22 protein-coding genes and 2 tRNA genes are annotated in these 24,186 nt (G+C 70.1%); 11 read left to right on the top strand and 13 right to left on the bottom strand.

Annotated features, from left to right (window positions below; genetic code table 11):
* Window positions 1–198: 198 nt before the first annotated feature.
* Window positions 199–1,689 carry a trigger factor gene (gene tig / locus E1284_RS16220; protein ID WP_131939925.1) on the bottom strand — a complete coding sequence of 497 codons (1,491 nt, stop codon included), beginning with the start codon at window positions 1,687–1,689 and terminating at the stop codon, window positions 199–201.
* A 228-nt stretch (window positions 1,690–1,917) separates the two neighbouring features.
* Here tig and E1284_RS16225 point away from each other — a divergent pair, with 228 nt between their 5' ends.
* Window positions 1,918–3,057 (top strand): hypothetical protein, encoded by a 1,140-nt coding sequence (locus E1284_RS16225; protein WP_207923774.1) that lies wholly within the window; start codon window positions 1,918–1,920, stop codon window positions 3,055–3,057.
* A 63-nt stretch (window positions 3,058–3,120) separates the two neighbouring features.
* Here the strand turns inward: E1284_RS16225 and E1284_RS16230 are convergent, their stop codons facing one another.
* The gene (locus E1284_RS16230) at window positions 3,121–5,697 is read right to left on the bottom strand and encodes a Tex family protein (protein ID WP_131939926.1); all 2,577 of its coding nucleotides are present in this window, start codon (window positions 5,695–5,697) and stop codon (window positions 3,121–3,123) included.
* A 248-nt stretch (window positions 5,698–5,945) separates the two neighbouring features.
* Here E1284_RS16230 and E1284_RS16235 point away from each other — a divergent pair, with 248 nt between their 5' ends.
* Both E1284_RS16235 and E1284_RS16240 read left to right on the top strand, forming a co-directional pair.
* On the top strand, window positions 5,946–7,253 hold the full coding sequence (locus E1284_RS16235; RefSeq protein WP_243714520.1) for a sensor histidine kinase: 1,308 nt from the start codon (window positions 5,946–5,948) through the stop codon (window positions 7,251–7,253).
* A complete protein-coding gene (locus E1284_RS16240) occupies window positions 7,205–7,849 on the top strand; it encodes a LuxR C-terminal-related transcriptional regulator (protein ID WP_131939927.1) in 645 nt (214 codons plus the stop codon). The genes E1284_RS16235 and E1284_RS16240 overlap by 49 nt, the downstream gene beginning before the upstream one ends.
* A gap of 28 nt (window positions 7,850–7,877) precedes the next feature.
* On the opposite strand, the gene E1284_RS16245 is transcribed toward E1284_RS16240, so the two are convergent.
* Window positions 7,878–8,294: a cupin domain-containing protein gene (locus tag E1284_RS16245; protein WP_131939928.1), complete on the bottom strand. Its 417-nt coding sequence runs from the start codon at window positions 8,292–8,294 to the stop codon at window positions 7,878–7,880.
* A 61-nt stretch (window positions 8,295–8,355) separates the two neighbouring features.
* Between E1284_RS16245 and E1284_RS16250 the strand changes: the two genes are divergently transcribed.
* On the top strand, window positions 8,356–8,826 hold the full coding sequence (locus tag E1284_RS16250; protein WP_131939929.1) for a MarR family winged helix-turn-helix transcriptional regulator: 471 nt from the start codon (window positions 8,356–8,358) through the stop codon (window positions 8,824–8,826).
* A gap of 193 nt (window positions 8,827–9,019) precedes the next feature.
* Window positions 9,020–10,852, top strand: a complete 1,833-nt coding sequence (locus E1284_RS16255) for a glycoside hydrolase family 18 chitinase (protein ID WP_131939930.1) — start codon at window positions 9,020–9,022, stop codon at window positions 10,850–10,852.
* Window positions 10,853–10,986: 134 nt separating this feature from the next.
* On the opposite strand, the gene E1284_RS16260 is transcribed toward E1284_RS16255, so the two are convergent.
* On the bottom strand, window positions 10,987–11,808 hold the full coding sequence (locus E1284_RS16260; RefSeq protein ID WP_207923775.1) for an SDR family NAD(P)-dependent oxidoreductase: 822 nt from the start codon (window positions 11,806–11,808) through the stop codon (window positions 10,987–10,989).
* Between the two features lie 83 nt (window positions 11,809–11,891).
* Between E1284_RS16260 and E1284_RS16265 the strand changes: the two genes are divergently transcribed.
* Both E1284_RS16265 and E1284_RS16270 read left to right on the top strand, forming a co-directional pair.
* Window positions 11,892–12,503: a TetR/AcrR family transcriptional regulator gene (locus tag E1284_RS16265; protein WP_131939932.1), complete on the top strand. Its 612-nt coding sequence runs from the start codon at window positions 11,892–11,894 to the stop codon at window positions 12,501–12,503.
* Window positions 12,500–13,186, top strand: a complete 687-nt coding sequence (locus E1284_RS16270; protein ID WP_131939933.1) for an HAD family hydrolase — start codon at window positions 12,500–12,502, stop codon at window positions 13,184–13,186. The genes E1284_RS16265 and E1284_RS16270 overlap by 4 nt, the downstream gene beginning before the upstream one ends.
* Window positions 13,187–13,234: 48 nt before the next feature.
* Here E1284_RS16270 and E1284_RS16275 read toward each other — a convergent pair whose 3' ends face one another.
* Window positions 13,235–13,816: a YceI family protein gene (locus E1284_RS16275; protein WP_131939934.1), complete on the bottom strand. Its 582-nt coding sequence runs from the start codon at window positions 13,814–13,816 to the stop codon at window positions 13,235–13,237.
* 123 nt (window positions 13,817–13,939) lie between these two features.
* Here E1284_RS16275 and E1284_RS16280 point away from each other — a divergent pair, with 123 nt between their 5' ends.
* Entirely contained in the window at window positions 13,940–14,311 is a 372-nt protein-coding gene (locus E1284_RS16280) for a winged helix-turn-helix transcriptional regulator (protein ID WP_131939935.1), read from the top strand.
* Here E1284_RS16280 and E1284_RS16285 read toward each other — a convergent pair.
* Complete coding sequence (locus E1284_RS16285) at window positions 14,298–14,741, bottom strand: hypothetical protein (protein ID WP_131939936.1); 444 nt, start codon at window positions 14,739–14,741, stop codon at window positions 14,298–14,300. The genes E1284_RS16280 and E1284_RS16285 overlap by 14 nt on opposite strands.
* 204 nt (window positions 14,742–14,945) lie before the next feature.
* Between E1284_RS16285 and alaS the strand changes: the two genes are divergently transcribed.
* Entirely contained in the window at window positions 14,946–17,534 is a 2,589-nt protein-coding gene (alaS, locus tag E1284_RS16290; protein ID WP_131939937.1) for an alanine--tRNA ligase, read from the top strand.
* A 36-nt stretch (window positions 17,535–17,570) separates the two neighbouring features.
* Here alaS and E1284_RS16295 read toward each other — a convergent pair.
* Window positions 17,571–17,644: transfer RNA gene (locus E1284_RS16295), tRNA-Pro, on the bottom strand.
* A 140-nt stretch (window positions 17,645–17,784) separates the two neighbouring features.
* Between E1284_RS16295 and E1284_RS16300 the strand changes: the two genes are divergently transcribed.
* Window positions 17,785–17,855 (top strand) — tRNA-Gly (locus E1284_RS16300).
* Between the two features lie 241 nt (window positions 17,856–18,096).
* Here E1284_RS16300 and E1284_RS16305 read toward each other — a convergent pair.
* The 4 genes from E1284_RS16305 to E1284_RS16320 form a co-directional block, all read right to left on the bottom strand.
* Entirely contained in the window at window positions 18,097–18,294 is a 198-nt protein-coding gene (locus tag E1284_RS16305) for a hypothetical protein (protein WP_131939949.1), read from the bottom strand.
* 5 nt (window positions 18,295–18,299) lie between these two features.
* Window positions 18,300–18,845, bottom strand: a complete 546-nt coding sequence (locus E1284_RS16310; protein WP_131939938.1) for a hypothetical protein — start codon at window positions 18,843–18,845, stop codon at window positions 18,300–18,302.
* 194 nt (window positions 18,846–19,039) lie between these two features.
* On the bottom strand, window positions 19,040–20,587 hold the full coding sequence (locus E1284_RS16315; protein ID WP_131939939.1) for a relaxase/mobilization nuclease domain-containing protein: 1,548 nt from the start codon (window positions 20,585–20,587) through the stop codon (window positions 19,040–19,042).
* Window positions 20,584–21,003 (bottom strand): plasmid mobilization protein, encoded by a 420-nt coding sequence (locus tag E1284_RS16320; RefSeq protein WP_131939940.1) that lies wholly within the window; start codon window positions 21,001–21,003, stop codon window positions 20,584–20,586. Before E1284_RS16320 ends, E1284_RS16315 begins: the two co-directional genes overlap by 4 nt.
* A 720-nt stretch (window positions 21,004–21,723) precedes the next feature.
* Here E1284_RS16320 and E1284_RS16325 point away from each other — a divergent pair.
* Window positions 21,724–22,773 (top strand): restriction endonuclease, encoded by a 1,050-nt coding sequence (locus E1284_RS16325; protein ID WP_207923776.1) that lies wholly within the window; start codon window positions 21,724–21,726, stop codon window positions 22,771–22,773.
* A 731-nt stretch (window positions 22,774–23,504) separates the two neighbouring features.
* Here the strand turns inward: E1284_RS16325 and E1284_RS16335 are convergent.
* Together E1284_RS16335 and E1284_RS16340 are read right to left on the bottom strand one after the other, a co-directional pair.
* Window positions 23,505–23,804, bottom strand: coding sequence for a helix-turn-helix domain-containing protein (locus E1284_RS16335; RefSeq protein ID WP_131939941.1), 300 nt, complete (start codon window positions 23,802–23,804; stop codon window positions 23,505–23,507).
* Window positions 23,804–24,172: a type II toxin-antitoxin system RelE/ParE family toxin gene (locus tag E1284_RS16340; RefSeq protein ID WP_243714521.1), complete on the bottom strand. Its 369-nt coding sequence runs from the start codon at window positions 24,170–24,172 to the stop codon at window positions 23,804–23,806. The genes E1284_RS16335 and E1284_RS16340 overlap by 1 nt, the downstream gene beginning before the upstream one ends.
* Window positions 24,173–24,186: the final 14 nt, after the last annotated feature.

Consider the following 24,186-nt stretch of genomic DNA (forward strand, 5'->3'; position numbering starts at 1 on the left):
CCCCCGGCTCGTCCCCCTCATACGCGCCGTGCGCGTGGGAAGCCCCACCCGCACGGCGGGGGCACGGGCGCGGCGCGGCGGGGGCGCGGCACGGCACGGCACGGCACGGCGTCAGGACGCGGTACGGCGGTGCGCATAGCGCGACGCCCCGCGCCCGGGGTCGGGCGCGGGGCGTCGCGTCGGACGCGCTGCGGACGCCTAGGCGTCCTTGTCCTTGGTGTCCTGCTCGTCCTTCGCGTCGGCGGCCGGGGCCTCCTCAGCGGCGGCCTCAGCCGTCTCCGCGGGGGTCTCCGCCGACTCGTCGGCGCCGGCCGCGTCCTCGGCGGCCTCGCCGCCTTCGCTGTCCTCGGCCTGGACGGTCTCGCCGTTCAGCTCGCGCTGGACGGCCTCGACGTCGATCTCGTTGCCGGACTCGTCCTTGACGGTGACGTGCTCGACGACGAGGTTCAGCGCCTTGCTGCGCAGCACCTCCGAGACGATCGCCGGAAGCTGGTTGTTCTGCGTCAGGTACTCGGCGAGCTGCTGCGGCTGCACGCCCATCTGCATGGCCTGCGTGACGACGTACTCGCTGAGCTCCTCGTTCTCGACGCCCAGCTCCTCCTGGACGGCGAGCTGGTCGAGGACGAACCCGCCCTTGACCGCGAGCCGGGCCGCGTCGGCGACCTCGGTGTCGAACTCCTCGGCGGACTTCTCCTCTTCCGCGAGGTAGTCCTCCTTGGTCATGCCGGCCATCTGCAGCTGCTGCTCCAGCTGCTGGTTGCGGCGGCCGATCTCCTCTTCCACGACCTTCTCGGGAAGCGGGATGTCGACCTTCTCCAGCAGCGCCTCGAGGGCCTTGTCGCGCGCCTCGGACAGCTGCTGCAGCTTCACCTGCCGGCCGAGCCGGGTGCGGACGTCCTCGCGCAGCTCGTCGATGGTGTCGAACTCGCTGGCGAGCTGGGCGAACTCGTCGTCCAGGTCGGGCAGGTTCTTGACCTTGACGCTCTGCACGGTGACGGTGATCTCCGCCTCCTCGCCGGCGTGCTCGCCGCCGGCCAGGGTGCTGGTGAACGTCTTCTCCTCGCCGGCGGCGAGGCCGGTGATCGCCTCGTCCAGGCCCTCGATGGAGGACTTGCTGCCGACCTCGTAGGAGTAGCCGGTGGTGGAGGCGTCCTCGACCTGCTCGCCGTCGATCTTCGCGACGAGGTCGATGGAGGCGAAGTCGCCCTCCTCGGCGGCCCGCTCGGCGTTGGTCAGCGACGCGAACCGCTCGCGCAGGTTGCCGATCGTCTCCTCGACCTGCTCGTCGGTGACCTCGGCGTCGTCGACGACGACCTCGAGGCCGTCGTAGTCGGGCACCTCGAACTTCGGCCGGATGTCGACCTCGGCGGTGAACGCGAACTGGGTGCCGTCGTCGAGCTCGGTCACCTCGACGTCGGGCTGCCCGAGCACGAAGATCTCGGACTCCTCGACGGCGCGGCCGTACAGCTCGGGCAGGGCGTCGTTGACGGCCTCCTGCAGGACCGCACCCCGGCCGACGTACTTGTCGATCAGCGGGGCGGGGACCTTGCCGGGCCGGAAGCCCTTGATCCGCACCTGCTGAGAGATCTCCTTGTACGCCTTGTCGAGGTTCGGCTTGAGCTCGTCGAACGGAACCTCGACGGTGAGCTTGACCCGCGTGGGGGTCAGCTCCTCGACATCGGTCTTCACTGGGGTTGGTCTCCTTGATCGGGCGCTGTCTCGGCCGCGGCGTTCGACGCGTGCTCACCGGCGGCGGCGCGGGCACGCCGAAACCCGACTCCGCGCCTTCGCGCGCCAAGTCTATGGGGTCGCGGCCCCGGCTGCGGACATCGGACGCCCGCCAGTGCCGCGAAATCCGCGTCAACGGTGCCGCACGGGCAGTGACAGAAGTGACCGGAAGGCCCATACTCGTCCGGGATGAACGGGATAGCTGCGGCCTTCAGTGCGACCGGTCTCTACTACCTCGGGTTCGCCGTCTTCAAGCTGGCGGCGGACCGGATGCCCCCTGTGCGGGGCAACCGCATCGTGCACATGATCTGGGCGATCATCAGCAACTGGGTCTTCCTGATCGCGCTCGGGATCGTGCTCGGCGGGCTCGGCCTGCAGATCCTCGCGCTGCGGAACCTGCCGCTGTCCCAGGCCGTGCCGATCTTCATGTCCGGCGTGGTGCCGCTGCTGCTGATCGCGCTGGTGTTCTTCGGCGAGCGGCTCACCGCGCGCGAGTGGCTGAGCCTGGTGCTGATCGGCGGGGCGATCCTGCTGCTGACCGCCTCGCTCAGCGGGGACGAGCCGATCGGCTCGGCGGACGCGCCGCTGTGGAAGATCGCGGTCGTGGTGGCGCCGGCGGTCGCGGTGCCGGTGCTGATCCTGGTCCTCGGCGACTACCGGCCGGACGGCCGGCACGCCCGGCCCGTCACCGGCATCGCCTACGGGCTCAGCGCCGGTTTCCCGGTCGGCACCGCCGAGCTGGCGATCAAGGGGTGGAGCGACGACCCGCACGCGACCGGCCTGCAGATCATCGCGACGCCGTGGCCGTACCTGACCGTGGTCGCGGCCGGCGTCGGGTTCGGGATCATGGTGGCGGCGTTCCAGCGCTGCCGGGTGTCGATCGTCGCGACCGTCATGACGGTGGCCGCGAAGTCCTACCTGCTGACCATGGGCACGTTCCTGTACGGGGAGCCGTGGCCGCAGGACGCGGCGCACTCGGCGATGCGGCTCGGGGCGCTGGCGCTGGGCGCGGTCGCCGTCCTGCAGTTCCCCCGGCACCGGCCGGTCGAGGAGGAGCCGCGGGAGCCGTCCGGCGAGGACGCCGCGCACGACCCGTTCGGCGGCCGGGCGATCGGCGGCCCCGTACTCGGCGGGCCGCAGCTCGGGCACGTCTACGGGGCGCCGGTCCCCTCCCCTTACGCGCAGGACCCACTGGGCCAGGGCCCCTACAACCGTCCGGACGAGGACGGCCGCCCGCAGGCCGAGCCGGCGCCGCCGCGCCGGCCCGTCCGTCCGCAGAACCCCACCGAGACGGGGGCGGACGGACGCTGGCGCGGCTTCGGCGAGTGAGCCCCGGCCGAGCATCGCCGCCACGAGCCCCGGCCCCGCGGTGGGGCCGGGGCTCGCCGCGTCTCAGCGCCCCTTGCGTCCCTTGCGGTCGTTGCGGTCGTTGCCGGGGAGGCCCTTGTCCAGGCCGGCCCGGCGGAGGGCGTCGGCCATCGCGCCGCCGCCTCCCTGCCCGCCTCGGGGCTGACCACCACGGGGCTGACCGCCACGGGACTGGCCACCACCGGGCTGGCCGCCACCGGGCTGACCACCACCGGGCTGGCCGCCACGGCCGCCGCGCTGGTTCTGGCCGCGTCCCTGCCCGGCCCGGTTCTGGCCGCCGCGGTTCTGGCCGTCGCGCTGCTCGCCGCGCCTGCCGCCGCCCTGCCTGCCGCCGCCCTGCCTGCCGCCGCCCTGCTTGCCGCCACCGGGCGTGCCGCCACCGGGCTCGTCGTCCAGGCGGAGCGTGAGCGAGATGCGCTTGCGCTGCAGGTCGACGTCCAGCACCTTCACGCGGACGATGTCGCCGGGCTTGGCGACGTCCCGCGGGTCCTCGACGAACTTGTCGGACATGGCGGAGATGTGCACCAGCCCGTCCTGGTGGACGCCGACGTCCACGAACGCGCCGAACGCGGCGACGTTGGTGACGACGCCCTCCAGCAGCATCCCCGGTTCGAGGTCGGCGATCTTGTCGACGCCCTCTTTGAACGTCGCCGTCTTGAACGCCGGGCGCGGGTCGCGGCCCGGCTTCTCCAGCTCGGCGAGGATGTCGGTGACCGTCGGCAGGCCGAAGGTCTCGTCGACGAACTCGGCGGGCTTCAGCGACCGCAGCACGGCGGTGTTGCCGATGAGGCCCTTGATGTCGTTGCCGGCGGCGTCCAGGATCCGGCGGACGACCGGGTAGGACTCCGGGTGCACGCTGGAGGCGTCCAGGGGGTCGTCGCCGCCGGGGATGCGCAGGAAGCCGGCGCACTGCTCGAACGCCTTCGGGCCGAGCCGCGGGACGTCCTTCAGGCCGGTGCGGCTGCGGAACGGCCCGTTGGCGTCGCGGTGCGCGACGATGTTCTCCGCGAGCCCCTCGCCGATGCCGGACACGCGGGTGAGCAGCGGCGCGGACGCGGTGTTGACGTCCACGCCGACGGCGTTCACGCAGTCCTCGACGACGGCGTCGAGGGAGCGGGACAGCTTCACCTCGGAGATGTCGTGCTGGTACTGGCCGACACCGATCGACTTGGGGTCGATCTTGACCAGCTCGGCGAGCGGGTCCTGGAGGCGGCGGGCGATGGAGACGGCGCCGCGCAGCGAGACGTCCATGCCGGGCAGCTCGCGGCCGGCGTACTCCGAGGCCGAGTACACCGACGCGCCCGCCTCCGACACCATGATCTTGGTGAGCCCGAGGTCGGGGTGCCGGGCGATCAGGTCGGCGGCGAGCTTGTCGGTCTCCCGGGACGCGGTGCCGTTCCCGATGGAGACGAGGTCGACCTTGTGCTCGCGGGCGAGCCCGGCCAGCGTCTCGATCGACTGGTCCCACTGCCTGCGCGGCTCGTGCGGGTAGATCGTGTCGGTCGCGACGACCTTGCCGGTGGCGTCCACGACGGCGACCTTCACGCCGGTGCGCAGGCCCGGGTCGAGGCCCATCGTCGCGCGGGTGCCGGCGGGCGCGGCGAGCAGCAGGTCGCGCAGGTTCGCGGCGAACACGCGGACCGCCTCGTCCTCGGCCTCCTGCCGCAGCCGGGTGCGCAGGTCGATGCCGAGGTGCACGAGGATCCGGGTGCGCCAGGCCCAGCGGACGGCGTCCGACAGCCACTTGTCGGCCGGACGCCCCTGGTCGGCGATCTGGAACCGGCGCGCGATCTCCGCCTCGTAGGAGCTGCGCGCGGCGGAGTCGTCGGCCTCCTCGGGCTCCAGGTCGAGGTCGAGGACCTCCTCCTTCTCGCCGCGGAACAGCGCGAGGACGCGGTGCGAGGGCAGCTTCGCGAACGGCTCGGCGAACTCGAAGTAGTCGGAGAACTTGGCGCCGCTCTCCTCCTTGCCCGCGCGGACGCGGGAGACCATCCGGCCCTGGTTCCACATGCGCTCGCGCAGCGACCCGATGAGGTCGGCGTCCTCGGCGAACCGCTCGACGAGGATGGCGCGGGCGCCCTCCAGCGCGGCGGCCGCGTCCGCGACGCCCTTCTCGGCGTCGGCGTAGGCGGCGGCCTCGGCCTGCGGGTCGCGGGACGGGTCGTCCAGCAGCAGCTCGGCGAGCGGTTCGAGGCCGGCCTCGCGGGCGATCTGCGCCTTGGTGCGCCGCTTCGGCTTGTACGGGAGGTAGATGTCCTCCAGCCGGGCCTTGGAGTCGGCCGTCACGATCTGGGCGCACAGCTCGTCGGTGAGCTTGCCCTGCGACTCGACCGACTCCAGGATCGCGGCGCGGCGCTCGTCCAGTTCGCGCAGGTAGCGCAGCCGCTCCTCCAGCGCGCGGAGCTGCGCGTCGTCGAGTGTTCCGGTCGCCTCCTTGCGGTAGCGGGCGATGAACGGGACGGTCGCCCCGCCGTCGAGCAGGTCGACCGCGACCCGCACCTGCCCCTCGCGGACGCCGATCTCCTCGGCGATGCGCTGGGTGATGGACGGCGTGGACGGCCCGTTCTGGCCGGCGGACGTCTGGCTGATGGTCGCTGTCACAGCTTGGATTCGCTTTCTCCCCTGGGTGTCGCCTGTGCATTGTCCAGGGAACTGGGCCGGTTGTCTTGTCGGTGGCGCATGGCGGCCCGGTCGGGGACCCTGCCGGTTCCCGCAGAGGGTAGGGCTAACTCCCCCATGATCCTCCCCGATCCGGGACTTATCCCTACTGGGCTTGCCGGGAGCCGACGGGACAATGGTCGCATCGGGAGCGCACGGTGGGCGTCCCGAAGGAACCGTGGAGGACTCGGGTGGACGGCAGGAAACCATTCATCGACCGGCTGGGCGGCCTCGCCCGTCGAGTGGTCGTCGATGTCCTACGAGCGGTCGCCCAGATCGTCCTCGCCTACGCGGTGAACCTGCCGCTGTTCATCGTCGCCGTGCTGTCGGTCGCCTTCATTCCGCTCGGCGTCGGGGTGGTCCTGGCACCGGCGGTGCTGCTCGCGGTCCGGGCGGTGGCGAACCTGCAGCGCAGGCTGGCGGCGGACTGGAACGGGGTGCGGATCCCCGTCCCGTACCGGCCCGAGCCGGCCGGTGCGAGCGGCCCCGCCGGGCGGTTGAGATGGGTGCTCGGCGACCCGGCGACGTGGCGCGACCTGCTGTGGTCGCTGCTGAACGTGCCGGTCGCGCTCGTCCTCGGGGTGCTGGCCGGGGGGTTGGCGGTCTACGGGCTGGAGGGCGTGCTCGTGGCGTGGTGGGTCGCGCTGCTGACGAGCTACGGCTGGGGCCCGTTCTGGCCGATCGGCGACTTCGGCGCGATCGGGTACGCGGGGACGGCCGCCGGCGGCGCCCTTCTCCTGGCGCTCTCGGTCCCGGCGGGCGGGGCGCTCCTGAAGGCGCACGCGCTGTTCTCGCGGTCGCTGCTCGCGCCGACGCGGTCCGCGCTGGCCGCGCGCGTGCAGCAGCTCACCGAGACCAGGTCGGAGACGGTGGACGCGTCCGCGGCCGAGCTGCGCCGCATCGAGCGCGACCTGCACGACGGCGCGCAGGCCCGGCTGGTCGCGCTGAGCATGAACATCGGGCTCGCCGAGGAGATGATGAAGCACGATCCCGAGGCCGCGCAGCAGCTCCTCGCGGAGGCGCGCGAGGCGAGCGGGACGGCGCTGACGGAGCTGCGCGACCTGGTGCGCGGCATCCACCCGCCCGTGCTGGCCGAACGCGGGCTCGACGGCGCGGTGCGCGCGCTCGCGCTGACCCTGCCGCTGCCGGTGGACGTCCACATCGAGCTGCCGGGGCGCACGGAGGCCCCGGTCGAGTCGGCGGCGTACTTCGCGGTCGCGGAGATGCTCGCCAACGTCGTCAAGCACTCGGCCGCGCGGCGGGCCTGGATCCAGATCGAGCACTCGGCCGGCCGCCTGCTTATGATCGTCGGGGACGACGGGACGGGCGGTGCCGACCCCGGCGCGGGCGGCGGGATGCGCGGCATCGAGCGCAGGCTGGCGGCCTTCGACGGGACGATGGCGGTGACGAGCCCGCCCGGCGGGCCGACCGTCGTGACCATGGAGCTGCCGTGCGCGTTGTCATCGCCGAAGATCTCGCCCTCCTCCGGGACGGGCTGATACGCCTGCTCGGCGCGTTCGGCTTCGAGGTCGTCGAGGCGGTGGACAACGGGCCGTCGCTGCTGCGGGCCCTGACCGCGCACCGCCCGGACGTCGCGGTGGTGGACGTCCGCCTGCCGCCGACGTTCACCGACGAGGGGCTGAAGGCCGCGCTGGAGGCCCGCAAGGAGATCCCCGGCCTGCCGGTGCTGGTGCTGTCGCAGCACGTGGAGCAGTTGTACGCGCGGGAGCTGCTGTCCGACAGCCGGGGCGGCATCGGCTACCTGCTGAAGGACCGGGTGTCGGACGTGAAGGTCTTCGTGGAGGCGGTGCGCCGGGTCGCGGACGGCGGCACCGCCCTCGACCCGGACGTGGTGTCGCAGCTGCTCACCCGGCACGCCCGCGAGGAGCCGCTGCAGCGGCTGACGCCCCGCGAGCGCGAGGTGCTCGGGCTGATGGCGGAGGGCCGCTCCAACGCGGCCATCGCCGGGAAGCTGTTCGTCACCGAGAAGGCGATCAGCAAGCACACCAACAGCATCTTCGGCAAGCTCGGGCTGCCGCCGTCCGAGGACGACAACCGGCGCGTGCTGGCCGTCCTCGCCTATCTGGGCGCCTGACTCGGCGCCCTGTCATGTCACCGCCGGGTCATTTCGCCCACGGCGGGACGAGCCGCTCGTCGCCCTGCGGTGCGATCTCGCACTTGGTGTCGTCCACCACCTGGTCGGGGTCGTAGACGAGGCAGCCGGCGTGGGCGGCGACGACCGCGGTGAACCCCGTGCCGCCGGCCGTCATCTGGCGCGGCGAGTCTGCCGGGAGGACGACCGTGTCGCCGGGCGCCGCCTCCATCTCGCGTCCGTCCAGGTCGATGGTCGCGGTGCCGTCGAGGAACGTCCACACCTGCTCGGTGTCGAACGCGTGCAGCGGGCCGGTCCTGCCGGGCAGCATGTCGACGTGCCAGACGGCGATGCCCTCGGTGCCGCCCTGGGTGGGCGTCGCGAGCGTGGTCATCGCGCCGTTCGGCGTCTCGGTGCGGCGGCGGTCGGCGTTGCGGATGAGCGTCATGAGCCCCGATCCCCTAAGTTGGACAATGTGGTTGTCCATATAGTCAACGAGGTTGTCTTTCATGTCAAGTGACGCACCCGGTTTCGAGCTGCCGCTGCGGCTGTTCCTGGCCTTCCGCGTGATCGTCGACGAGTTGCACGCGCAGCTGGCGCGCGAGGGGCACCCCGAGCTGCGCCCGATGCACGGCTTCGTCTTCCAGGCCATCGGGCCGGACGGCACGACGGCCGTGGAGCTCGGCCGCCGGCTCGGGGTGTCCAAGCAGGCCGCGGGCAAGATGGTCGAGTCGCTGGAGCGCACCGGCCACGTCGAGCGCGGCGCCGACCCCCGGGACGCCCGGCGCAAGATCGTCCGGCTCACCGCGCGGGGCGCCGACTCGCTCGCCCGCTCCGCGGAGATCTTCGACCGGATCCGCGACGACTGGGTCCGGACGCTGGGCGCCGACCGCGTCCGGGCCCTGGAGGACGACCTGCGCCGGATGACGCCCGCCGACCTGTGGCGGCTCGACATGCCCGGCTGGTTCGGGACGGCCTAGATTTCTTCTCCGGACGGCGGCCGTACGGGTCCAGGCAGTCGCTTAGACCACCCGCGGCGGCGGCCGGCGGCGGGCCGCGGGCCCTTGAACGCACCGTTCCACCCGGTTACCATCCTCCCAATTCTTAGGAAACTTTCCTAAGAATTGAGCGGGGATTCCTGTTTGATTCGGGGGCCGGACCGAACGGAGAATCATGTCAAGACCGGGCGGACGGCGGGCCATCGCGCTCGCCGGCGCAGCGACACTGGCGGTGGCCACCGCCCTGCTCACGGCGCCTCCCGCGTCGTCGGCGGGGACCGTCACCGCGACCTGCAAGAAGGGCTCCGACTGGGGCACCGGCTTCGACGGCACGTGCACCATCACCAACGGGACCGGGACCACCCTCAACGGCTGGAAACTCGAAGCGGACATGCCGTCCGGGTCGTCCATCACCAGCGTGTGGGACGCGACGAAGAGCGTCTCGGGCGACCACTACACCTTCACCAACGCGGGCTGGAACGGGACGGTCGCCGCCGGCGCCAGTGCGAGCTTCGGCTTCAACGGCAGCGGCTCCGGATGGTTCACCAGCTGCACGGTCAACGGCGCGTCCTGCGACGGCTCGGGCACCCCCGGCGGCGACACGCAGGCTCCCGCCGCGCCGTCCGGCCTGAAGGTCACCGGCAAGACCGCTACGAGCGTGTCGCTGGCCTGGAACGCGGCGACGGACAACGTCGGCGTCACCGGCTACGACGTCTACAACGGCGGCGCCAAGGCCATGTCGGTGACCGGCACCGGCGCCACCGTCGGCGGGCTGTCGGCCAAGACCGCCTACACCTTCACCGTGAAGGCGCGCGACGCCGCCGGGAACACCTCCCCGGCCTCGGCCTCCGTCTCGGTCACCACCGACGAGAGCGGCGGCGACCCCGGTGGCGGCGGCGACAAGGTCGTCGGCTACTTCGCCGAATGGGGCGTCTACGGGCGGAACTACCACGTCAAGAACATCGAGACGAGCGGCTCCGCCGCCAAGCTGACCCACATCAACTACGCGTTCGGCAACGTGACGGGCGGCAAGTGCGCCATCGGCGACTCCTATGCCGACTACGACAAGGCCTACACCGCCGACCAGAGCGTCGACGGCGTCGCCGACACCTGGGACCAGCCTCTGCGCGGCAGCTTCAACCAGCTCCGCAAGCTGAAGAAGCTGCACCCGAACCTGAAGGTGCTGTGGTCGTTCGGCGGCTGGACGTGGTCCGGCGGCTTCGGTCAGGCGGCGCAGAACCCGGCCGCGTTCGCCGAGTCCTGCTACAACCTGGTCGAGGACCCGCGCTGGGCCGACGTGTTCGACGGCATCGACATCGACTGGGAGTACCCGAACGCCTGCGGCCTGTCCTGCGACACCAGCGGGCCGGACGCCTTCAAGCGGCTGATGGGCGCGCTGCGCGCCAAGTTCGGGTCCGGCAACCTCGTGACGGCGGCGATCACCGCCGACGCGTCCGCCGGCGGCAAGATCGACGCGACGGACTACGCGGGCGCCGCCCAGTACGTCGACTGGCTCAACCCGATGACGTACGACTTCTTCGGCGCCTGGGCCGCCCAGGGCCCGACGGCCCCGCACTCGCCGCTCACGTCCTACCCGGGCATCCCGCAGGCCGGGTTCAACAGCGCCGACGCCATCGCCAAACTGAAGGCGAAGGGCGTCCCGGCGAGCAAGCTGCTGCTCGGCATCGGCTTCTACGGCCGCGGCTGGACGGGCGTCACCCAGTCCGAGCCGGGCGGCACCGCGACCGGGCCCGCGCCCGGCACCTACGAGGCCGGCATCGAGGACTACAAGGTCCTCAAGGGCAAGTGCCCCGCCACCGGCACCGTCGCCGGCACCGCCTACGCCAAGTGCGGCAGCGAGTGGTGGAGCTACGACACCCCGTCCACCATCGGCGGGAAGATGGCCTACGCCAAGAACCAGGGTCTCGGCGGCGCCTTCTTCTGGGAGCTCAGCGGCGACACCGCGAACGGCGAGCTGATCAGCGCCATGCGCGGCGGCCTCGGCTGAGCCGACCGCAGAGCCGTCTCGGCCGAGCTGTTCGCAGAAGGGGTACTCCCAGCCCCTCAGACGGCCGAGACGACCGGGCCCCTGACCCAACGGACGCCGGGTCAGGGGCCCGCCCCCTTTCATGCGCGGGCTTCTCACACGAGGGACTGGCCGCCGTCCATCGTGAGGACCTCGCCGCTCATGTACGGGTTGGCCATCAGGAACAGGGCGGCGGAGGCGGCCTCCTCGGCCGTCCCGAACCGTCCGAGCGGCATGGCCGCGCCCGCCTCGGCGATCACCGCGTCGACGTCCGCGCCCGCGGCACCGAAGCGGCCGCGCAGCAGGGGCGTGTCAATGGCGCCGTACCGAACCGCGTTGACCCGCAGGCGGGCCGGGGCCAGTTCCACGGCCAGCGCGCGGGCGAGCGTCTCGATGGCGCCGGCCGCCGAGATCGGCACCGCCATGCCCGGCTGCGGGCGGGGAACGAGGACGCCCGAGCTGAGCGTGATCGAGCCGCCCGCCGCCATGCGCGGGACGGCGGCTCGCACGACGCCGAGGACCGCTTGCACCGGGGCCGCGACGCCCGCCTGCGCGGCGTCCCGGGTCAGCTCGGTGACCGGACCGAGCCCGGAGAGGTACGCGGCCGTCATCAGGACGTGGTGGACGGAGCCGGCGCGTTCGAAGACCTCTTCCATCGCCTCGCCGTCGGTGACGTCGGCGGGCATCCCCCGCACCTCGGCAGGGGCGGCGGCCGCATCCGCGTGGGCGCCGGCGGCGGTCACCCGGGCGACGGCGGACTCCAGCCGCCCCTCGTCGCGGCCGACGAGCAGGATGCGCGCCCCCACCGAGGCGAGCAGCCCGGCGGCGGCGAGGCCGATGCCCGAGCTGCCGCCGAGGATCACCGCCGTCCGCCCGGCGAGGCTCCGCGGGAGCGGCGAGTGGACGGGGGCCGGTGCGGGCGCGGTGGTCGTGGACATGGATCCTCCTAAATAAAACATCCGGTTGGTTTAGAGACTGGACCGTGGCGGGCGCCAAGTCAAACGGATGGTTTAATTCGGGCATGAGCTACGACGCCGAGGCGACCCGCCGGCGGATCTTCGAGGCCGCCTCCGCCGAGTTCGCCGCGCGCGGGCTCGCGGGCGCCCGGATCGAGCGCATCGCGACCGAGGCGCGGGCCAACAAGCAGGCCATCTACCTGTACTTCGGCAGCAAGGAGAAGCTGTTCGGCGCCGTGGTGCGGGCCAAGATGGAGGAGATCGGCGAGGGGTGCGAGATCGACCCCGAGCGCCTGACCGAGTCGGTGGGCCGGCTCTTCGACTGGTACCGGGAGCATCCGGAGCTGATCCGGCTCCTGCTCTGGGAGGCCCTGGAGACGCGCGGCGCGGTCTCGGGCGAGGAGGAGCGCCGCGAGGAGTTCCGGCGGAAGGCCGACCGCCTCGCCGGCGCCGGAGACCCCGCGGAGCCGGGCCCCGGGGCGGCGGAGGCCAAGGACCTGCTGTTCACCATCTTCGGCATCATCGCGTGGAACTTCGCCGTCCCGCAGCTGCGGCGGCTGATCCTGGACGAGGACGATGAGGCCGCCGCCGTGGCGCGCCGCCGCGCGGCGGTCCTGGAGGCCGCCCGCGTCCTCGCCGAATCGCACGGGTCCGGCCCGGCGGGGTCCGCACGATGACCGGCGCGGTGCTGTTCGACCTCGACGGGACGCTGCTCGACCACGAGGGGGCCGCGGGCGAGGCGGTCGTCCGGCTGTTCCCGGACGTGGACGAGGCGTGGCTCGTCCGGCGCTGGTACGAGCTGACCGAGGAGGCCGTCGACCGGTACCTGGCGGGCGAGCTGGACTTCACCGCCCAGCGCCGCGACCGGATCCTCCGGCTGGCCCCGGAGCTGGGGCTCGGCCACTGGGACGAGGCCCGCGCCGATGCGTGGCTCGCGCGGTACGTGGCGCTGTACGAGGCGGCGTGGCGTCCGTTCCCCGAGGCGCGGCGCGTCCTGGACGCCCTGGCGGCGCGCGGCCTGCGGCTCGGGGTGATCACGAACGGGGACGCCGTGCAGCAGCGCAGGAAGATCGACGCGATCGGCCTGGCGGACGTCCTGCCGTACGTCGTGGCGTCCAGCGAGGCGGGCTCCGCCAAGCCCGACCCCGGGATCTTCCGGACGGCCTGCGCGGGCCTCGGCGTTCCGCCGGACGGGGCCGCCTACGTCGGCGACCGGCTCGTCACCGACGCCCAGGGCGCCGCGGCGGCGGGGCTGGCGGGCATCTGGCTCGACCGCTCCGACGGCCCCGTCCCGGAGGAGCTGACCGTGCCGCGCATCACGACGCTGGAGGCGCTCCCCCGGCTGCTCGCCGAACGCTGACCGCGGCCTGCGCGGGCCCCCGAGCCCGCGCAGGCCGCGGCCGGTGGGTCAGTCGGTGCGGAGGGCCGCCTGGATCTCCAGGACGATCTGGATCTTCTCCCCCAGCCCGAGACCGCCGCCGCCCGGGACCTTGACGGTGTCGCCGACCCCGAACTCCAGCCGGCTGATCTCGCCCGTCGCGGTGAACCCGGCGCGGGCGCCCTTGAACGGGTCGTCCTCCCGGAACGGGTCGGGGCCGAAGCCGCCGATCTCCAGCTTCAGCGGGACGGGCCTGGTCAGGCCGCGCAGCGTCAACTCGCCGTCCAGGACGAAGTCGCCGCCGTCGGGACGCAGGCCGGTGGACCGGTAGCTCATCGTGGGGTACGCCGCGACGTCCAGGTAGTCGGCGGACCTGACGTGCTCGTCGCGCTTGGCGATGCCGGTGTCGATCGAGGCGAGGTCGATGGACGCGGTCACGGACGAGTCGAGGGGGTCGTCGCCGGTCACGATCGTCCCCTCGACGCTCCCGAACCGGCCGCGGACCTTGCTGACCATCAGGTGCCGGACGGTGAAGCCGATGTCGGAGTGGAGGGGGTCGATGGTCCAGGTCCCGGCGACGTAACCGGGGATCTCGACAAGCTCGGCCTTCATGGTGTCTCCTTAGGTTATGAATGGTAAGGCGGTTCCGATCGGTAACCGGCTTCCATCGTGCGGAGACCCCCGGGGTCGGCACAAGAAGGCACTTTTTCCTGCCCTGGTCACCTGGAGATAACCATGGAGCACAACCCGTGCCGGGCCCGCGAGATCCTCGACCGGGTCGGTGACAAGTGGTCGCTGCTGGTGATCGCGCTGCTCGGCGAGCGCACCAAGCGGTTCACCGAGTTGAAGCGCGAGATCGACGGCATCAGCCAGCGGATGCTCACCGTCACGCTGCGCGGCCTGGAACGCGACGGCATCGTCACGCGCACCGTGTACCCCGTCGTGCCGCCCCGCGTGGAGTACTCACTCACCCCCATGGGCGCGACACTGATGGACGCGGCCAACACCCTTGTCGACTGGGCGGAGAGCCATCTGAGCGAAATCGACGCCGCGCGCGCCGACTACGACACCCGCGCCCGCGCGGAAGAGCCCGTTAAGACGTCATGAGGTCGGCGTCGCAGAAGACGCAGACGTAGTACTCGTCTTTCACGACGTTGAGTTCGGCGCATTCGGGGCAGTGCCGGAAGACGAATGTGGCCGTGAAGCCGTCCGGCCTTCGCAGCCCGGCGCGATCAAGCGCTTCGGCGACCGCCGGCCAGCATTCTTCTCCCGGGCAGTACCCGGTGGACTGGTTGCTGACCTCGGTGGCAGCCGTTCCCTGGAAGGTGATTTCGCCTGCGGCCAGAACGGCTTCTCCCCCGGCACAGGCGACGTGTTCGCTGCGGCGTGGCGCTATGCGCAGCGTGCCGTCAAGGGTGACGACATAGGTGAACGATTCGTCCTGCGGGCGGCCTTCCATGTCCGCCGGCGACCTGACGGGTTCGCCGGGCCTTCCCGCCTGTTCGAGCAGCTCGGCAGGCCCCACATAGACGTACACGCCGCCACCGTAGGACGGGGTGCCGGTGCCGGTCGACAGGAAATTCGTGTGCCGCCGCGCCGAGCACCGAGGTAGCTTGGGCCGTGATGGTCATTCACGAGGTGGGACGGCGAGCTATCCGCGCCGAGCTGGGGAACGAGCAGTCGTGCCCGGCCCGGCTCGGCGGTGTGCGCCGTCATCCCATCGACCTCGTGAGGCCGTTCCATGCGCTCTTCTGACATCCGCGCGACCTTTCTCGACTTCTTCCGCGAGCGCGACCATCGCGTCGTGCCGTCCGGCCCGCTGGTGCCGTCCGACCCGACGCTGCTGCTGACGAACGCGGGCATGAACCAGTTCAAGCCGTACTTCCTCGGCGAGACCGCACCGGAGCACTCCCGGGCGGTGTCCGTGCAGAAGTGCGCGCGCACGTCCGACATCGAGAACGTGGGCCGCACCACGCGGCACGCGACGTTCTTCGAAATGCTCGGCAACTTCTCCTTCGGCGACTACTTCAAGGCGGAGGCGATCGCCTGGGCGTGGGAGTTGTTCACGCGCCGCTACAACCTCGACCCGGAACGTCTATGGGTCACCGTATTCCGGGACGACGACGAGGCAGCTGACCTGTGGCGGGGCGTCGGCGTCCCGTCCGAACGGATCCAGCGGCTCGGAATGGAGGACAACTACTGGTCGATGGGCATACCCGGCCCGTGCGGACCGTCCTCCGAACTGCACTACGACCGAGGCCCGTCCTTCGGACGCGAGGGCGGCCCGGCGATCGACGGCGAGCGCTACCAGGAACTGTGGAACCTCGTCTTCATGCAGAACCTACGCGGCGAGGGCCAGGGCAAGGACGACTATCCGATCCTGGGCGAACTCCCCGCGCGCAACATCGACACAGGACTCGGCCTCGACCGCCTGGCGGCGATATTGCAGGACGTGGACACGGTCTGCGAAACCGACCTGCTCGCACCGACGCTCTCCTTGGTCCAACAACTGGCGGGCCGCTCCTATCCAGGCCGCGACGGAAGCGACGACTCGACCTCATTCCGCGTGGTCACGGAACACGCCCGCTCGATAGCGTTCCTCATCGCCGACGGCGTGATGCCGTCCCGCGACGGCCGCGGCTACGTCCTGCGCCGTCTGACGCGCCGCGCGATCCGGCACGCACGCCGCCTCGGCATCGACCGGGCGCTGCCGGACCTGACCTCCAGCGTGATCGGCACCCTGGGCGAGACCTGGCCGGAACTGTCCGAGCACTCCTCCCTCATTCACCAGGTCGTCACGGCCGAGGAAGAGTCCTTCGATCGGACGCTCCGCCAGGGCTCCCGCCTCCTCGACACGGCCATCACCCGCGCGACCTCGGTCATCTCCGGCCGCACCGCGTTCGAACTGCACGACACCTACGGCTTCCCGATCGACCTGACCATCGACGCGGCACGCTCGGCGGGCCTCACCGTCGATGAGGACGAGTTCGCCGAACTCCTCGAAGCCCAACGTCGCCAAGCGCACCAGGCGAACCGCGACAAGAAGGGCAACGCGGTCTCCCGCCAGGACCTCTACCGCCGCATCACGGCCGAACACGGCCTGACCGACTTCGTCGGCTACTCGGCGCAAACAGCGGAAACACGCGTCATCGCGGTCCTCCCCCACTCCGAACAGGGACTGGTCGACGTGATCCTCGCCCGCACCCCTTTCTATGCGGAGTCGGGCGGCCAGGTAGGCGACAGAGGGAGCCTGCGCACCTCCGCAGCCACGGCCCAGGTCCTCGACACCCGCCTGGGCTTGGACGGGCTGCACGTCCACACCGCCCGCGTACTGGACGGCGAACTACGTCCAGGCGACGACGCGGAAGCGATCGTAGACGCACCCCACCGCGCGGCGACCGCACGCTCGCACAGCGCCACCCACGTCCTGCACGCGATGCTGCGCCGCGTCCTGGGCGACCACGCGACCCAACGCGGCTCCCGCGTCGAGCCCGGCCGCCTGCGCTTCGACTTCACCCACCACTCCCCCGTCGAAACGCCCCCGCTGCAAACCCTCATCAACGACTACCTGCTCGACGACCCCGACGTCCGAGTCTGGGAGGCGACTCGATCTCAAGCACAGAAGGCCGGCGCACTGGCACTGTTCGGCGAGAAGTACGACGACACCGTACGCATAGTGGACATCGGCGACGCATCCCGCGAGTTGTGCGGCGGCACCCACGTGGGCCACGGCTCGCAGGCGGGTCCCGTCCACATCATCGGCGAATCGTCCATCGGCACCGGCCTCCGCCGGATCGAGGCCCTGACCGGCGCCGACGCGCTACACCACTACGACCACCAGAGCGCCGTCCTCCACGAATTGGCGGCACTCCTGAACGTCCACCCCGACCAGGCCCCAGACCGCCTACGCCAACGCCTGCAAACCCTGACAGAAGCCCAGAACCACCTAGAGAAGCTCCACCAAGCAGAACTCAAGGAACAATCACAACACCTACGATCCCTGGCCGAACAACTCCCCCACGGCTGGCTGGCAACGAACCTCATCCCCACCGCAACAAGCGCAGACCTACGCACCGTCGCCACCGACGCCCTCGCCCCGGACGGCATCGTGATCCTGGGCACCGACCAGAACGGCAAGGCGTCCCTCATCGCAGCGGCGGGAGCGAACACAGGCGTCCAGCCACGCGACCTCCTGACCGAGGCCGCCCGGGAACTGGGCGGCGGCGCAGGAGGCAAGGGCCCCATCGCCCAAGCGGGCGGCCGGCATCCCGAGAACCTGCCGAAGGCCCTCACCATGGCCGCGGCGAAGGCCCGCGAACTCCTCAAATGACCACGGCCGGGCGCACCGCGCCCGGCCGTCCGTCTGTCGGGCTGGCGGGATTTGAACCCACGACCCCTGGCACCCAAAGCCAGTGCGCTACCAAACTGCGCTACAGCCCGCCTCGATGACGGGGAGAAGTCTAGTCCCGATCACACCCGCCCGCTGCGCCCAGCGCGCAACCCACCCACCGACCCCGTCCACCCCGCGAACCCTGTACGCTACGGGATGGCGATCGAGACCACCCGGCCTCCATCCGCCCGCGGGCGTAGCTCAATGGTAGAGCCCCAGTCTTCCAAACTGGCTACGCGGGTTCGATTCCCGTCGCCCGCTCTCCTATTTCCCCAGGTCAGAGCCCTGCGGGGCGATCTTGAAAGCCCCTTCCAAGATCATTTGTCACCCATTTGTCACTGGGATCTGGCAGGTCTGGGCGGCATCCTGGTTCAACTGCGAACCTCGGTGATCATGGTTTGGCCCTCTCTGGCGGAGATCAACACGGTGACGGATCTTGCGTCCTCAACGCGGAAGGTCCGGCTCCCGACGGAAACCGGACCTTCGTTCGATGGACGCCTCGCTAGCTCGGCTCGATCCCGAGGAGCCGGCGGAGGTCGACCGTCACGACGCGGTAGCTGGTGCCGATGCGGATCACTTTGCAGGGAAACTCACCGCAGCGAGCGAGTTGGTAGGCGCGTGTGCGTCCGAGCCCGATGGCGCGGGCTGCGGTCTCGATGCCGACCGTGGTGGGGAGGGCGAGCAACTCGTCCTGGCTCATCTGCTTCACGCTCCAGCCCCCTTCCGGGGGCCGCCGAACCATCTCGCCCGAGGCCTTCCGTTCTTGGGATGTCTCGCTCGTGGCTCGGCTTGTCGGAGCGCGGCCGTGGGTGCCGGTTCGGCGGCGGTGTCGTGGGACGGTGTTGTGCCGCCCCCGGGCGGCAGGCCCCCGCTGTGAACGTGGTTGATCGCGCTTCGTGCTTGGTTGACGGCTTCGGTGCATCCCGCGCCCTGGTGGCGGGCGTGGAGGATGGCGCGGCTGAAGGCCTCGAGTGCTTCGTCGAGACTCGCGCCGTGGTCACGGACGAGGCGTCCGTCCATGTGCTGGCGTATGAGGAAGCGTTCGAGTTGGAGGAGGAGTTGGTCGAGACTGGAGGCGGCTGTGTGGACGGCGTCCAGCACCCCGTAGACGGTCGCCGGTCCGGCAAGGCCGCCCGGTTGGCCGGCGGCCTGCTTCAGCGAGCGGACGGCGCTTTCAAGGTCGTAGGCGAACTGTTCGGTCTCGTAGTCGGTCAGGCTGTCACGGCCGGGCTGGGTGGGGTCGTGGGTCATGAGTGCACTCCTGGAGGTGCAGACCCTCTGCGGGAGGGCCAGAGCTGATCGTGGACATGGCCCGTCCTTCCTGTTGAGGAGCAGCAGGCAGACGCTCTGCCACTTCATGACGTTGTTTACGCTCGGTCATTGTGCACGGACTGTGATCATGACTCCACCACTGCGAACGCATCGGCGAGTCTCACCTCCCCTGGTCAGCGCCCGGGTGCACCCTTTCGATGCGAAGGCCCCTGGGAGGGACGAGCCGCGGGGGTAGCCGCCGACCTCAAACCGTCGACCAGCGGCACAGGGAAGGATTCGGCCACGAGACGTGCCATCGCCCGCCCCTCTTCCAGGGTTTCCGCGACTCGCGGCGGTACCGAGGTAGCTGACCTGGGTTCCGTCCGGCGGACGGCGTTCAGCCGCTCTGCGGCCCGGCGTGCGGCATCGGCCTGCGCAAGGCGCTGCTGGGCCAAGCGGTGTTCGGCCGCCGATTCGATGAGGTCTGCGAGGTTCGCTATGAGGAACAGCAGATCAACCGTGAGGTCCCTTTTCTGCTCGCGTCGATCTCCCCACCCGACGTTGGTGATCGCGAGCGTCCGTGCCACCGCGCGCAGGGCGCTTCCGTACGGTGTGACCGGTGGCAGGCGGCCGTACGGTTCTCGGGCGGCGCGGTCGTAGGCGTCGGCGGCCTTGGCCAATTCACGGTTGCCGGTGATGTCCGCCGCGGTGTGCAGGACGTCAGAGGCCGCCGCTGCGAGATCGGCGCGGACACCCGGATCATGGAGACTTCGCATCTGCCAGGCCGCCGTGCCGGCCGCTCGGGCGGCCTCCCGGTAGGCCGCGGCCCGCACCTCATGGTCGGCGGACGAACCGGGCGTCCACCTGCGGGACGCGGCCGCCGGTCGGCGGGGCGCTCCGTCGGTCCACTTGTGGCGCAGCTTGGGCAGGGTGAGGTCAGCGGCGAGCTTGCCGCCGGAGAAGAAGACCGGTTCACCCGCCGAGTTGCTGTAGTCGGGCACCGCGACGGCGTAGCCGGTCACTTCACCTGGCGTCCGCACGCTGAATCTCAGCCGTACCGCCAGTCCGCGCTCGCGCAGGCCGGCGAAGAACGCCTCCTCGCTGTCGGATGCTGCGGCGACGGCAGCCACGTGCCGACGCAGCGCGACGCGAGGCGGCTCCTCCAACCCGGCGCGCTGGGCCCGTTCCAGCTCAGGTCGCGAAGGACGGGGCGCTGCCGTCCGATCCGCGGGCGCGGTCCGGCACAGCCCGTACCGTTGCTCCACGACCTGGCACGCCTCGCGCGCCTTGAGAAAATCACGGTTGATATTGGGCCTCCGGCCGTCCTCTCGCCCGAGTGTGGCCACGACATGGATGTGATCCTTCGCGTGACGCACGGCGATCCAGCGGCACGCATCAGGATCGTCGCGCGGTGCGATACCGGTCTGGTGCATCAGCTCCTCAGCGACGTCGGCCCACTCCTCATCGGTCAAGGCCCGATCCGTAGGGGCCGTCCGCAGCGAGCACTGCCAGACCGGCGCGGCCGGGCGGCTTCGCCTCATCGTCTCCAGGGGCGAGCGAAGCGCCTCGGCGAGCGGCCGGAGATTACGCTTCCCGTTCGCGCGTCTTGCTGGTTCCAGAGCGGCCGGGTGCCGGTACCCGGCAACGATATGCGGGTCGGTGTGCTCGTTGCGCTTGCCCGGCCCGTACAGGTAGCGCAGCAGGTTCCCGACATCGACACCGCGAGTGACCTTCGCGATCACGGCAGACGTCTACCGAGTTCCACGATGACGGCCTCCGCCCGCCGCACCACCTGGAAGCAGTACGCCGCCAACCACGACACCGATTCCGGGACCTCGTTGTAGGCGTTGGCATGGCGAACGAGTTGGTTGAGGTTGACCCCGACCGCGTTGACCTGACGGCTGGCGTTGCGCAGTTCGGCATGCAACGCCACGAGCGCCCCGTCCACAGGGCGCTGCTTGCGAATCGCAGTGCGAACCGTCTTTGCAACAAAGGCACTACAGGCCAGCCCTGCTCGGGTCGCCGCTTCGTGGATCTCTACGTACTCCTGGTCACTAACGCGGATTCTCAGTTCCCGCTCGCGTCGCCGCCCACCGCCGAGCTTTGCTCGACGCTGCAGCGGCTCCGACCTGTCGTTGCCTCGCTTGTCTGTGGTCATACACCTCCGCCCCTGGCTTTTGAGGACCGCGCTCGGTCCCCGCCTGGCCAGTGTGATCTTCCGAGCGGAAGTTATCCACAACAGGTAGCGCTCTACCAGCTATCTTGCATCCCGCATCGAGCTGACTATGCGTCAGTTCACGAAGGCTAGTTCATGTCAATTGACAAGCTGATTCTGACGCTCACTGCCGAGTTCTGCCGCAGCGTTCACCTTTCTGATGAAATCCTTACTACACGGTCTGCGCGACAAGAACAGAATCGCCGAGAACGTCTTCGGTGTCAGATTCGGCCAGTCGATCTGGCGATGGAAGGGCTTTCACCCTACGCAGGCTGCGCGGAGGAGGCAGCCACACTCGTTCCGCCGACGACCTTCCCGGCTTCGACCAAGCCGCGGATGTCAGCCAATGACACCCATTCGATCCGCTCGGTCCCCTAATCCTCAGTAGGCGGTCCGATGTGGTGGCGCCGACCGCCCAGAGCTGTGGTGCTCCGAGCCGAAGATCCCTGGGGGCTTGCGGGGACCAGGGGGCGGCCGCAGCTCCCTGCTTCGAACTAGCTCAACCATCTCTTTATAAGAGACCGGCCGCACCAGGACCGCTGCTCGCACCCAGGTAGACCGGTGACGCCTGGTCGCCGATACCAGCAGCCGTAAGCCTCTGTTGCGGTACTTCCGTGCTGTACAAGCAGCCGCATGCTCCCGCCACCCTTCTCAGGGACGCAGGTGACGATTGCGGCAACATCCACCCGGTTGCTCGGCCCAGGCTTGAAGATAGAACGGCTGCCTGATCGAGAAGGCTCGACCCTGTCGATCCTGGCCACCTCGTCCAGACTGACAAGGAGCGCCGTGCCAATCCCCGACTTCCAGACCTTGATGCGGCCTGTGCTGCACCTGCATGCCGACGGCGAGGACCACGAGTCTGCCGCGATCGTTGCGGCGATGGCCGACCACTTCGCCCTGAGTGCGGACGAGCGTGCAGAGATGCTGCCATCGGGTGGGCAGAAGCTGTTCAACAACCGGATCGCCTGGTCCATCACCCACATGGCACAAGCGGGGCTACTGGAGCGGCCTCGCCGGGGCGTCACCCGGATCACCACTCGTGGCCAGAAGGCCATGGCGGAGAACCCGGACCGGGTGGACATGAAGGTCTTGAACCAGTTCGCCGAGTACCGCGAGTTCCGTGCCCGACGCCGCAAGCCCAGCAAGCCGGTCAACGAGCAGGACGATGCCGCGGATCTGTCGCAGGCGGATGCGTCCCCCTTGGAACTGATCCCGCAACTGGTAGCTGAGGCTCACACCGCCCTCGCTGACGAACTCGTTGAGCGCCTCCGCCAAGCACCTCCGGAATTCTTGGAGCACTGTGTCCTGAAGTTGCTGACCCGTATGGGCTATGGCGGCCCTGAAGGTGATGTGCGCCATCTTGGCGGCCCCGGCGATGAAGGCATGGACGGCCTGATCCGCCAAGACCCCCTCGGCCTGGACGTGGTCTACGTCCAGGCCAAGCGCTACGCCGCCGACCGGACCGTCCACCGCCCCGACGTCCAGGCCTTCGCCGGCGCTCTACAAGGAGCCCAAGCCGCCCGAGGCATCTTCATCGCCACCACCCGCTTCTCACCGGGGGCCATCGACTTCGCTGAGAAGGTTCCCTCGCGGATCATCCTGATCGACGGCCGACGACTCGGCGAACTCATGGTCACCTATGACTGCGGCGTCCAAGAAGCCCAGACCGTCACGATCAAAAAGATCGACGAAGACTTTTTCACCACCGAATGACACCCTGAAACTACGGGATGCCGGAGCCTGTGGATTTACAGTCCCACCGCCAAACGTGCCTGACCTACTGCTACGCTGAGCGTTCCCCCGGACTTCGGCCGGTATTCGGCACGGCGCCCCCGAGTGCCGGAGGGGACCGCCCCGAGGACCGAAGAACACCCGACCGTCCTCGACGATCCCGTCCAGGTGCGCTTGCCCGTCCGGGATACCTCTGGCGGATGGCGTCAGTGAGGGGCTAGGGCGGTCGGACAGCCCAGAGAAGCACCCGGAGCTGTTCTTGCAGGTCGGGAGCCCTTTGTTGCTGCTTGGGGCTGACGGGCAGGGGCCGGGTCGAGCCGACCTTCCGCCCTTCAGCTATGGCAACACCCCTGCCGCGCGAGAGTCGGCCCAGGCTGGACGGTGGGTGAGGTGTGCCGGTGGTTGGGCTCGTTCGCCGCTGTTGCCGTCACAGCTGGGGGCGCCGACCTCGAGCCTTCAACCGCCGTATATGGCGCTCGTGCTGTCCGGCGCGGCGCCGCGGGGCACGATCGATGAGCAACGTTCGCGGGTCGGCTGCCAGCTCGTACAGTTCGATCTCGAATGGCTCGGCGTCGTACTCGACGAGAGGGGCCAAGGCTTCCCGGTCCTACTCGACGGTGCCTCGCCGACGTACCCGATCCCGTCAGACGTGCCCGCTCAGCTCCGCCGCGTCCACGCCTCGACGGTAGCTCGGACGGGCGTCCTTGTTGGGGTCAGGCTGCTTCGTGCTCGCCAACGGTGATGGTGAACGTGGTGTGCATGGCCTTGGCGATCCGGTCCAGCATCGCCAGGGTCGGCACACCGCCACCACCCTCGATGCGCGACAGTGCGGGCTGTGTGATGCCTGCGAGCTCGGCCACTTCTGCTTGGGTGAGTCCCAGTTCCCTGCGGCGCTCGCGGACCATGTCGCCGAGCCGAAGATCAAGACCGGCCATGTCGTACTCGGGGTGGCTGGGTGCTCCCTCGCGCAGTCGTCGCTCACGGTCAAGCTTCCAACGGGTGTGCCCGGCCATTACTTGCTCCTTTCGTAGACATGGTCTGCTGGTCCTGTGTGGGACGTCTCGCAGACCCGTCGTGCGTTCACCGCTCGCTCCACGTCCCGTGGTTGCGCGTCGTTGCGAACCTTCTGGAACACCGTAAGTAATACGATCATGCGGTCTGGACCGGTTGGTAGCCAGTACGTGATTCGCCAGGCCGTGTCCTCCAGGTGGAAGCGAAGTTCGCGGACGCCGTCACGTAGCGCCTTTGTGTGGTCTCCATCGAGCATGTCACCTCGGTCGACCAGGTAGTCGTCCACGTTGCGCATGACGCGCTGGTACTGAGCGAAGGTCAGCGTGTCCAGCCACGTGACGATCTCAGGCTCCATCTCGATCTCAAACATACTGTTGATGATAT

The sequence above is a fragment of the Actinomadura bangladeshensis genome (assembly GCF_004348335.1).
In the GTDB taxonomy this organism is placed as follows: domain Bacteria; phylum Actinomycetota; class Actinomycetes; order Streptosporangiales; family Streptosporangiaceae; genus Spirillospora; species Spirillospora bangladeshensis.